Annotated in this window: 9 protein-coding genes; 5 read left to right on the forward strand and 4 right to left on the reverse strand. The window is 72.2% G+C overall.

Annotation, left to right across the window (positions count from 1 at the left end; genetic code table 11):
- Positions 1-29 precede the first annotated feature (29 nt).
- Positions 30-890, forward strand: coding sequence for an alpha/beta fold hydrolase (locus ACFWPS_RS04925; RefSeq protein ID WP_383700992.1), 861 nt, complete (start codon positions 30-32; stop codon positions 888-890).
- A gap of 177 nt (positions 891-1,067) precedes the next feature.
- On the opposite strand, the gene ACFWPS_RS04930 is transcribed toward ACFWPS_RS04925, so the two are convergent.
- From ACFWPS_RS04930 to ACFWPS_RS04940, 3 genes are all read right to left on the reverse strand, one after another.
- The gene (locus ACFWPS_RS04930; RefSeq protein ID WP_383700995.1) at positions 1,068-2,660 is read right to left on the reverse strand and encodes a transporter; all 1,593 of its coding nucleotides are present in this window, start codon (positions 2,658-2,660) and stop codon (positions 1,068-1,070) included.
- On the reverse strand, positions 2,657-3,430 hold the full coding sequence (locus ACFWPS_RS04935) for an ABC transporter ATP-binding protein (RefSeq protein ID WP_383700998.1): 774 nt from the start codon (positions 3,428-3,430) through the stop codon (positions 2,657-2,659). The genes ACFWPS_RS04930 and ACFWPS_RS04935 overlap by 4 nt, the downstream gene beginning before the upstream one ends.
- 207 nt (positions 3,431-3,637) lie before the next feature.
- Positions 3,638-4,300, reverse strand: coding sequence for a bifunctional DNA primase/polymerase (locus ACFWPS_RS04940; RefSeq protein WP_383701001.1), 663 nt, complete (start codon positions 4,298-4,300; stop codon positions 3,638-3,640).
- Between the two features lie 274 nt (positions 4,301-4,574).
- Between ACFWPS_RS04940 and ACFWPS_RS04945 the strand changes: the two genes are divergently transcribed.
- Both ACFWPS_RS04945 and ACFWPS_RS04950 read left to right on the forward strand, forming a co-directional pair.
- Positions 4,575-5,960, forward strand: coding sequence for a transcriptional regulator (locus tag ACFWPS_RS04945; protein ID WP_383701004.1), 1,386 nt, complete (start codon positions 4,575-4,577; stop codon positions 5,958-5,960).
- Between the two features lie 201 nt (positions 5,961-6,161).
- On the forward strand, positions 6,162-7,781 hold the full coding sequence (locus tag ACFWPS_RS04950) for a hypothetical protein (protein WP_383701007.1): 1,620 nt from the start codon (positions 6,162-6,164) through the stop codon (positions 7,779-7,781).
- A 51-nt stretch (positions 7,782-7,832) separates the two neighbouring features.
- Here the strand turns inward: ACFWPS_RS04950 and ACFWPS_RS04955 are convergent, their stop codons facing one another.
- Positions 7,833-9,149, reverse strand: coding sequence for an ABC transporter substrate-binding protein (locus ACFWPS_RS04955; protein WP_383701010.1), 1,317 nt, complete (start codon positions 9,147-9,149; stop codon positions 7,833-7,835).
- Between the two features lie 118 nt (positions 9,150-9,267).
- On the opposite strand from ACFWPS_RS04955, the gene ACFWPS_RS04960 reads away from it, so the two are divergent.
- The gene (locus tag ACFWPS_RS04960; RefSeq protein WP_089101925.1) at positions 9,268-9,768 is read left to right on the forward strand and encodes a hypothetical protein; all 501 of its coding nucleotides are present in this window, start codon (positions 9,268-9,270) and stop codon (positions 9,766-9,768) included.
- 56 nt (positions 9,769-9,824) lie between these two features.
- On the forward strand, positions 9,825-10,709 hold the full coding sequence (gene purU, locus ACFWPS_RS04965; RefSeq protein WP_383701013.1) for a formyltetrahydrofolate deformylase: 885 nt from the start codon (positions 9,825-9,827) through the stop codon (positions 10,707-10,709).
- Positions 10,710-10,857: the final 148 nt, after the last annotated feature.

A 10,857-nucleotide genomic window follows, 5' to 3' on the forward strand; every position in this document is an offset into this window, starting at 1 on the left:
GCACGCGGAGCTAGGGGGGTGCCAGGCCCATGGCACGGCGCATCGACGTGACAGGAGCCGGCGGCGTGGACCTCGCCGCCTGGGAGTTCGCGGACCCGCCCAAGACGGAGGACCCGGGCCACTCGTTTCCCGGTGTGCTGTTACTGCACGGCCTGATGGGCCGCGCCTCGCACTGGGCGTCCACCGCCCGCTGGCTCGCCGGGCGGCACCGTGCCGTCGCCCTCGACCAGCGCGGCCACGGCCAGAGCGACAAGCCCCCGCAGGCCGCCTACACCCGTGAGGCGTACGTCGAGGACGCCGTGGCCGCCGTCGAGCAGCTGGGCCTCGCGCCGGCCGTGCTCATCGGCCACGCCATGGGCGCCCTGACCGCCTGGCAGCTCGCCGCGAAGCGCCCCGAGCTGGTGCGGGGCCTGATCATCTGCGACATGCGCGCCTCCGCGCTCGGCGCGGCCTCGCAGCGCGAGTGGGCCGACTGGTTCAAGTCCTGGCCCGTACCCTTCGCCACGCTCGCCGACGTACGCAGGTGGTTCGGCGAGGACGATCCCTGGGTGGAGCGGCCGAACCCGGCGCGCGGGGAGTTCTACGCCGAGGTGATGCACGAGTGCGCCGACGGCTGGCGGCCCGTGTTCGACCCCGACCAGATGCTGAAGTCCCGCGAGACCTGGGTGTACGACGCGCACTGGGAGGAGCTGGCCCAGGTGCCGTGCCCCACGCTGGTCGTGCGCGGGGTGGACGGGGAGCTGGGGCGGGCGGAGGCGCAGGAGATGGTCCGGGTGCTGCCGAAGGGGGAGTACGCCGAGGTGGCTGATGCGGGGCATCTGCTGCCGTATGACCGGCCGGATGCGTGGCGGGCGGCTGTGGAGCCGTTTCTTGATCGGGTGGGGGAGTGAACAGCGCCTACCGGGCAGGGGGATGAGCGGGTTCGGCGGCTGCTGGTGCGTCGTGGCTGGTCGCGCAGTTCCTCCCCCAGCCTTCGGCCGGGGGTACCCCCGGCGCCCCTTACGGGGCGCTTCACAGCGGCACCCTGCAAGCGCCGGTAAGCGACCCCACCCCCCGGGGTGCTGTGGCTAGCCCTTGCTGACAGCCATCAGGATCTCCGGCAGGCAGGCCGCCGTCCGCGGGGCCGCCAGGCGCAGCCCCGCCCATGTGATCGTCGCCCCGTAGACCGCCCCCACCGGCAGCAGCAGCCAGGTCCACTCATCGCCCTCCGCGCTCACGTTCAACGCGATCGTCAACGCGATGACGGGGGCGCACAGCAAGGCCGCCGACACCATGCCACCGAAGATCGCGATGCAGGCCAGGCCGGTCTGGCCGGGGGCGACGTTGCGGTGGCCCTCCTGGGGGATGGAGTACGGGAAGCGGGCCGAGGTCCAGGCGCCGGTCGCCAGCATCGCCCCGAGCAGGGCGAAGGAGAGGCCGAGCACCTCGGGCAGCCGGGGCCAGTCGCTCAGCACGGCCGTGGTCAGGACGGTCACCAGCGTGGTGTACGGCAGGGTGATCACCAGCAGGGCCAGGGCCCGCCCGCGCAGCTCGACGTAGGCGTCCCGCGCGGACGAGACGGTCATCGCGACCATCCAGAAGGCGGAGGTGTCCTGCCCGAACTGGTTGTACATCTGGATGCCGAGCATCCCGGCGGCGAAGCACGCGAAGTAGACGGACCCGGTGCCCTGCAGGGCGTTGAAGACGGGCACGATCAGGCCGATGGCCAACGAGGTCACCCAGGCGGCCTTGGTCTTGGGGTCGCGCCAGACGTAGCGGAGGCTGCGCGCCATGACCGTACCGGTGCGGCCGCCGGGCAGCAGCCGTCCGAGACCGCCGCCCGCGGACGAACGGCTCCGGCCGGCCGCGTCGGGCGCCTGCAGCGTGGAACCGTCGGGTGAGGTCATCAGCCGGGTCAGCGTCCGCGCCCAGGCGGCGACGAGCAGCGCCAACGCGGCCAGAGACAGGGCGAGCTGGAGGACCGCCGTCCCGTACGAGCCCTCGCTCGCCGAGTGCACCGCGCCGATCGCCGACGCGGGCGGCAGCCACCGCACCACGTCGGCCACCGGCGTGAGCCTCCCGAGGCCGGCCGAGCCGAGGCTCCGGGCGCCGAAGTTGACGAGCTGTGCCCCGACGGCGATGACCAGGCCGCTCAGGACGGCGAGGTCACGTCCCTTGCGACTGCTGAGCAGCCGTACGTTCGCGGCGGCCACGGCACGCGCGAGGGCCACGCAGACCAGCAGGGCGAGGGGTACGGCGATGGCCGCCACGCCGTAGCCGGCCGCCCCGTGCGCCACCGCCACCGCACCGCCCACCAGCAGCAACAGGCTGAACAGGGGGCCGATGCCGACCAGCGAGGCGGCCAGCAGGGCCCGTACCAGCGGCCGGGGCCGCAGCGGGAGCATCACCAGCCGGGTCGGATCCAGGGTCTCGTCGCCGCCCGGGAAGAACAGCGGCATCACCGCCCACCCCAGCGCCAGCACGGCGGCCCCCGGCACCGCCACCGCGTCCGCGTGCGCATGCCCGCGCAGCAGGACCAGGCCCAGCAGCTGCAGCGCCGCGAACAGCAGTGCGACGACCGCCGACGCGACGAACGCGGCCCGCCGGCCGCCGGACTGCCGCAGCCCGTTCCGCAGCAGCGACAGCTTCAGCCGTACGACGGTGGCGGTCACGTCCGTCATCGGGCCGCCCCGCCGCCCAGCCAGTCCAGGTCGGAGGCCGCGTCCCGGCCGCTCGCCCCGACCAGGTCCAGGAACGCGGCCTGGAGGGTGGGATGCGCCCCGCGCACCTCTTCCAGCGTGCCCGTCGCGCGGATCCGCCCGGCCGCCAGCACCGCGACCCAGTCGCACAGGGACTCGACGAGCTCCATCACGTGGGAGGAGAAGACGACGGTCGCGCCGGAGGCGGTGTACCGCTCCAGCACGCCCCGGATGGTCTGCGCGGACACCGGGTCGACGCCCTCGAACGGCTCGTCCAGGAAGAGGACTTCGGGGTTGTGGAGGAGAGCGGCGGCGAGCCCGGTCTTCTTGCGCATGCCGGTCGAGTAGTCGACGACGAGTTTGTGCTGGGCTCCGGCGAGGTCCAGCACGTCCAGGAGCTGGGTGGCCCGCTTGTCGACCTCGGCGCCGGGAAGGCCGCGCAGCCGGCCGGAGTAGCCGAGCAGTTCGCGGCCGGAGAGCCGCTCGAAGAGCCGGAGGCCTTCGGGGAGGACGCCGATGCGGGCCTTCACGGCGACCGGGTCCCGCCACACGTCGTGGCCGACGACCTCGACGGAGCCGTGGTCCGGGCGCAGCAGCCCGGTCACCATGGAGAGGGTGGTGGTCTTGCCGGCCCCGTTGGGCCCGACCAGCCCGACGAACTTCCCGGCGGGCAGCGACAGATCGATCCCGCCGACGGCAACCTGTTGCCCAAACCGCTTCCAGAGCCCACGAACACGCACGGCATCGGTCATGGATGAACCCTACGGGGGGGTGGGGGCATAGGGCCGCGGAGTGGGGACGCTTACCGGCGCTGGCAGGGTGCCGCTGCGGCACGCCTGCCCGCAGCTATGTGGCCGACGCGACTGCAGCGCCCCGTAAGGGGCGCGGGGAACTGCGCGACCAGCCATGACGCACCCGCAGCCGCCCACGACACAGCACCCGGCAGCCCGGTAGGCGCGCTACCGATCCCTCCCGCACGCATAAGCCAACGGCGAGATCAGCTCCTCCGCATCCGGCAGCCACCGGTTCGCCGCGGTCGGCCGGCACGCCCACTGCACCGCCCCCCGCGACCCGTACCGCGTCGGCGGAGCGGGGACATAGGCCCCCTCCCCGAGCGCCGTGAGGTCCAGCGACGCCGGTGACCAGCCGATCTTCCGTACCAGGTCCGGCACCTTCACCGATGCGCCCGGCAGCACGAAGAACTGCATCCGGCGGTCGGGGGTCAGGGTCACCGGCCCCAGCGTCAGCTCCATCCGCTCCATGCGCGCCAGCGCGAGAAACCCCGCCGTCTCCGGGACGGACAGCGCGTCGAAGGTCCGCCCCGTCGGCAGCAGGATCGACGCCGTCGGCTGCTTCTGCCACATCCGGCGCGCCACCGTCGCACTACCGGTGGCCTGCGTCGCCCAGTCCGGGCGCGCTGCGTGCGCGCCGGGCGCGGCGCACGCGACCTCACCACAGGAACAGCGCTGCACCCCCTCGGCCGCTTCCAGCCAGGTCCCGGGAAAGACGTCCCAGTGGCGCTCCTCGGCGTAGCGTACGGCGGTCTCCAGCAGCGATTCCCCGCGCTGCTTCGGAATCTGAGCGGCTTCGGTGCCCACGATCGTCTCTTCCACGCTCAACACAACTCCCGCACCCACCTGGAGTTACGGGCGTAGCGCGCGCGGGGGAGGAGCATCTTTTCCGTAACTGGGGCGCATGGATGCACGTGTGGGGGCGCGCAGGAGGAACCGGGGCGTGAGCGGGTAGTCACACGTGGGGGGTTGGTGGCGGTCGTACCCGTGATTCCGCTGCTTTTACCCGGCAATCCTCGCATGTCCCGCATTTTCGGTATGTCCGCTGGGCAGTGATCGCAAAGGCCGGATCTTTTCCCTACAGGGAGTTCGCAGGGGGTACGCCATGGCCGCAAGGCCGCTTGTCGCGCGGCAGCCGAACGAACGGTTGCAGGCGCTCATCCAGGAGGCGGGGTGCTCGAACGCCGGGCTCGCCCGCCGGGTCAACATGTGCGGCGCCGAGCACGGTCTCGACCTCCGGTACGACAAGACGTCCGTGGCGCGCTGGCTGCGCGGCCAGCAGCCGCGGGGCCGGGCGCCCGCGATCATCGCCGAGGCGCTGGGCCGCAAGCTGGGCCGTACGGTCACGATCGACGAGATCGGCATGGCCAACGGCAAGAACCTCGCGTCGGGCGTCGGTCTCCAGTTCTCGCCGACGGTGCTGGGGGCCATCGAGCAGGTCTGCGAGCTGTGGCGCAGTGACGTGGGGCGTCGGGACTTCCTGTCCGGGTCGTCCGTGGCCGCGTCCGCGCTCGTCGAGCCGAGCCGGGACTGGCTGATCTCGGCGCCGGACGCGCAGGTGGCGCGGCAGGCGGGGCCGCGGGTCGGGCCGTCGGACGTCGCAGCCGTGAAGGCGATGACGCAGGCGCTCACCGACCTCGATCACCAGTTCGGCAGCGGGCATGTGCGTCCGGTCGTCGTGCACTACCTCAACAGTGTCGTCTCCGGACTGCTGGCCGGCTCCTACCGGGAGTCCGTGGGGCGGGAGTTGTTCGCGGCCGTCGCCCGGCTCACCGAGCTCGCCGGGTACATGGCCGTCGACACCGGCCAACCAGGGCTCGCCCAGCGGTACTACATCCAGTCGCTGCGTCTCGCGCAGGCGGCCGGCGACCGTGGCTACGGCGGCTATGTGCTCGCCTCCTCCATGAGCCACCTCGCCGCGCAGCTCGGAAACCCGCGCGAGATCGCCCAGTTGGCGCGGGCGGCGCAGGAGGGGGCGCGTGGTCGCGTGACCCCGCGCGCGGAGGCGATGTTCTTCGCGGCCGAGGCCCGTGGCCACGCCCTGCTGGGCGACGTGCGGTCGGCGCAGCTGGCGTCCGGGCGGGCGGTGTCGGCGATGGAGGCGGCCGATCCGGCGTCCGGGGACGACCCGGCGTGGATCAGGCACTTCGACGAGGCCTACCTGGCCGACGAGTTGGCGCACTGCCACCGCGACCTGGGCCAGGCCGATGCGGCCGCCAGGTGTGCGCAGCAGTCGCTGGACGGGCACCCGGAGACCCGGGCGCGGCGCCGCGCGATCGGCTATGTGCTCCTCGCCACGGCGCAGGTGCAGCAGCGCGAGATCGAACAGGCCTGTGCCACCGGGACGAAGGCGGTGGAGCTCCTTGAGACGGTCCGCTCCAACCGGGGCGCCGAGTACCTGGAGGACTTCCAGCTGCGGCTGGAGCCGTTCCGGGACGAACCGGTGGTCAGGGAGTTCGGAGCGCGCCTGGATCTGCAGGCGGCCGCATGAATTCCTGTCCCGCGGCTGCGTGAACGTGTGGGAAACCACACCTTGCCGCTCAGGAAGCGGCATCTACAGCGCACCGCGGGGCGCTTCTGTTACTGCTGTCACAGGGGACAAGATCACGGCCTTGGCCGCATGGCACCTGGCTGAGGGGACCCGGTAGCGTGAGCCGACGATTCACAAGGTCCCCCATTAGTAGGAGTCCCGGTGACGCAGAGTGGACAGGGCGAGCCCGCGCGCGAAGGCATCGTGCTGCCCTCCGACGGTGGCGAGCCCCTGCTGCCGGGTATGACGGGCAGCCCCGTCCCCGTCGCGCAGCCGCCCGCCCCGGCCGCCGCGCCCTCCGAGGGCCAGTCCTGGGGCCAGCCGTGGGGCCCCGGCCAGCAGCAGAGCCCGCAGCCCGAGCCGCCCGGCCAGGGCTGGCCGCAGGCGGCCGGCCAGGAGTGGGCCGCTCCGGAGCACCAGCTGCCGCCCGCCTGGAACGCCCAGTCGCACGCGGCCCAGGCCCACGCCGACCAGGCCCGGGCCCCCGGTGCCGGTGCGCTTCCGCCGGAGGGGGCGCCGGCCCCGTCGTACGGCGGCTACGAGCAGTCGTACGGCTACGGCGCACAGCCCCAGCAGTCGTACGGCGCCCCGCTGCCCCCGGCCGCCGGCCAGGACCCCTACGGCGCTCCGGGCACCGCGCTGCCGCCCGCCGTCCCGCAGGGGGGCCACGGCGGCTACGGCGGTGCGCTGCCGCCCGCCGACGAGGGCGCCACCCAGTTCCTCCCGCCGGTGCCCGCCGCACCGCTGCACGAGGGCGCCACGCAGTACATACCGCCGGTGCCGGCGGCCTCCGAGGGCGCCACCCAGCTGATCCCGCCGGTGGGCCCCGGCGCGCTGCCGCCGGAGATGTCCCACGAGCAGACCACCTTCCTGGGCGGGCCGTCCACCCCGGCGGTGCACTCCGACGCCGATGCCACGCAGTACATCGCGCCGTACCCGGCCGGTGGCCCGCAGGGCGGCGCCGACCGGCAGCCGCCCGCCGAGTTCGACAACCTCTTCCGCAGCGGGCCGGGCGGCGAGCCCCCGGCCGCGGCCACGGCCTATCTGCCGCGCTTCCAGGAGCAGCCCCAGGGCGGCTACCAGCAGCCGCCTGCGTACACCCCGCCCCCGACCTCGTTCGACCACGCCGACGACGGCGACGGCGGCGGCCGGGGTGGTCGCAGGTCGAAGGTGCCGCTGATCGCCGCCGTCGGGGTCGGCATCGCGGTGCTCGGCATCGGCGCCGGTGCCCTGCTCAGCGGGGGCGGCGGGGGCTCGGACGACGCCAACAAGACGGTGGCCGCGTCCGCCCCGGCCACCGACGGATCCTCCTCGGCCGCGGCCGACCCCGCGAAGGCGCAGGCCGTCGCCCTGGACAAGCTGCTCGCCGACAGCGGCAGCAGCCGGGCCTCGGTGATCAACGCCGTCGCCCAGGTGAAGCAGTGCCAGAACCTGGACGGCTCCGCCTCCGATCTGCGCAACGCCGCCCAGCAGCGCACCGAGCTGGTCACCCGGCTGTCGAAGCTGTCCGTCGACAAGCTGCCGGAGAACGCCGCGCTGAGCACCGCCCTCACCAAGGCCTGGCAGGCCTCAGCGAACGCCGACAACCACTACGCGGCCTGGGCCGACCAGGCCAAGGACAAGCACGGCTGCCGCAAGGGCCAGGCCCGCACCACCGGCCAGACCGCCGCCGGCAACCGCGAGAGCGGCACCGCCAGCAGCCAGAAGGTGAAGGCGGCCGCGCTGTGGAACACGATCGCGAGCAAGTACGGACTGACCCAGCGGCAGCCGACCCAGCTGTGACGGCCGGGCCGTACGCGGCGGTCGGCTGACGTCGGCTGACGTCGGCCGAGGTCAGCTGAGGTCGGCGTTCTCCAGGACCTTGGTCATGTCCAGGGCCTCCTTGTTCGCCGCCTGCAGCAGACCGCCCTTGACCGTCTGGACGTTCACGTCGGCGTTGACCAGCCGGGCGAAGCCGGCCGCGGCCAGCTTGCCCTGGTAGGGCCAGGACAGGGACGGGGTGAGGCCGCCGGTGGAGACCTTCAGGCCGTCGTTGAGGGTGCGCCGCACACTGTCGGCGCTGATCTCGCCGTCGCCGATCTTCTCCAGCGCGGCGGTGAGGACCTTGTAGGCGATCCAGGTGGTCTGCACCCCGGCGTCGGCCGGGTCGATCCGGTTGTCGCCGAAGGCCTCCTTGCTGATGACCTTCTTCATCCCGTCCCAGCGCGAGTCCGAGGCCGCCGGGTACCAGCCGGTGATGTACGACCCCTCGTACGGGCCGGACGCGCCGCCGGTGGAGTTGATCACCGTCTGATCGACGCTGCCGACCTCGGCGGCCGTCTTGACCTTCGGGTAGTCCTGGCGGGCGCGCTGGAAGTTGTCCATGAAGGTGGCCGTGCGGTCGCCCAGCTCGGGCACCACGCAGCCCGTCTTCAGCGAGTTCGAGGTGGCGCTCTCCAGCGCATTCTGCGACTGCTGGTCGTACTCGGTGAGGTCCTCCGCCGCGAGCTGGTCGATCGCCTTGGCGTGGCCGGCCGCCTGCAGGCCCGAGTCGAGCAGCTGGGGCAGCTGGTCGCCGGCGATGCTGTCCGGGCGGACCAGGGTGACCGGGCCGCAGGAGTCGGCCAGCGCCTCCCCGAGTCCCGCCAGCAGGGTGAGCGAGCCGCCGTTGACCGGGTAGGAGACGGGGCTGGTGAACTCGTCGTTCGACGCCCCGTAGCCGCCTATGTAGGGGATGGCCGCGCCCTCCAGCGGGGCGAAGTAGGAGTCGCCGAACTGGCTGTAGGAGCCGACCACGGCGACGACGTTCTCGTCGACCGCCCGCTGGGCGCAGTTCGCGGCGCCCACGCTGCTGTTGTGGTCGTTGCAGGTGACGAGCTTGAGCTTGCGGCCGTGGATGCCGCCCTCGGAGTTGATCCACTTGACGTAGGCGGAGGCCATGGCGGGCATGCCGGGCTTGTTGGTGGCGCTGGTTCCCTGTGGCGCCCAGGTCATCACCTTGATCGTGTCGTCCGTCGAGGTCGACATGCCTGGGATGGCGCCGCAGCCGGCGGCGAGGGACGCACAGGCCGTCATGGCCACCGCGGACAGTGCGGTGGCTCTGACGCGCCGGTGGTCCGCGGGGAGGAGGCTGCTGAGGGCGGTGCTGAGGATGGGGCGCCTGCCGGTCATGAACATGCACGATTCCGCCACATCACTAACCGGGAAGTGACCCATGGTCAACGAACGGTGACGTGAAGGTGAATTGCGGGGGCTCCGTTAAGGGTGTGTGACGAGGAACGTACGATCGATGACCGTGCAAGGTTCGGAGAACTCTTCCCGTCGCGGCCGTCGCTCCTCCACCATGGGCGGCATGCCACTCAATGACATGCCGTGGTGGCGCTGGCGCAGCAATGTGCGCTCCGCGCTGCACATGCTCTCCGACCCGGACTTCCAGCGGAACGTCTGGCTGGCCGGCCAGGACGGGTACGGCGACGTGACCGACGCGGTCTACCGGCTGGTCGAGGACACCTGGCTGGACAGCTGGTCCGCGGAGAAGTACGTCGGGACGATATTCCGCGACTCGCAGGAGGCGGCGCTCGTCGACACCGCCGTGCTGCGGGTGCTGCGGATCATGCACCAGGTCGGGCCGGACGCGCCGGTCTCCGCCTACCTCGACCACCAGGCGTGGCCGGACGCGGTCCGGGCGGCCCGGGACGCCCACATACGCCTCGCGGCGAGTGACGGCGACGACCCGGACGCCCCGCCGCGCACCCTGGAAGTGCTGCGGATCATGACGCGGGCGGCGTGAGTCCGAGCAGCGGACGCTGATCGTCGGGGCGGGCGGGGCATGAGATTCTGTGGTGCATGACCGATGAGTCCACCCGAGCCCAGGCCGTCCCGGCCGACCAGTACGTCCTCACGCTCTCCTGCCCGGACAAAAAGGGCATCGTGCACGCCGTGTCGAGCTACCTCTTCATGACCGGCTGCAACATCGAGGACAGTCAGCAGTTCGGGGACCACGACACGGGCCTGTTCTTCATGCGCGTGCACTTCTCGGCCGACGCGCCGGTGACGGTCGACAAGCTGCGGGCGAGCTTCGCGGCGATCGGTGACTCCTTCCACATGGACTGGCAGATCAACCGGGCCGACGAGCGGATGCGCATCGTCCTCATGGTCAGCAAGTTCGGCCACTGCCTGAACGACCTGCTCTTCCGCGCCCGCATCGGTGCGCTCCCGGTGGAGATCGCGGCCGTGGTCTCCAACCACACCGACTTCGCGGAGCTGGTGGACTCGTACCACATCCCCTTCCACCACATCCCGGTGACGAAGGAGACGAAGGCCGACGCCGAGGCCCGGCTGCTCGACCTCGTCCGCGAGGAGAACGTCGAACTGGTGGTGCTGGCCCGCTACATGCAGGTCCTCTCGGACGACCTGTGCAAGCAGCTCAGCGGCCGGATCATCAACATCCACCACTCGTTCCTGCCGAGCTTCAAGGGCGCGAAGCCGTACCACCAGGCGCACGCGCGGGGCGTGAAGCTGATCGGTGCGACGGCGCACTACGTCACGGCGGACCTGGACGAGGGTCCGATCATCGAGCAGGAGGTCGAGCGGGTCGGCCACGAGGTCACCCCGGACCAGCTGGTGGCGATCGGCCGCGACGTGGAGTGCCAGGCGCTGGCGCGGGCGGTGAAGTGGCATGCGGAGCGCCGCATCCTCCGTAACGGCCGACGGACGGTTGTCTTCGCCTGACGGTACTTTTCCGTGCGGGCGTGGGGCGTTCGCCCAAGGGGCGGGGTGGTTCCGTCGCACGGCGGGTGCGGGTGCGTGGGGGCCGTTCGCGCAGTTCCCCGCGCCCCCAAAAGCCAAAAGCGGGGCGCAGCCCCGTCTTTTCCAGGGG

The organism is Streptomyces sp. NPDC058457, from assembly GCF_042720695.1.
Taxonomy (GTDB): Bacteria; Actinomycetota; Actinomycetes; order Streptomycetales; family Streptomycetaceae; genus Streptomyces.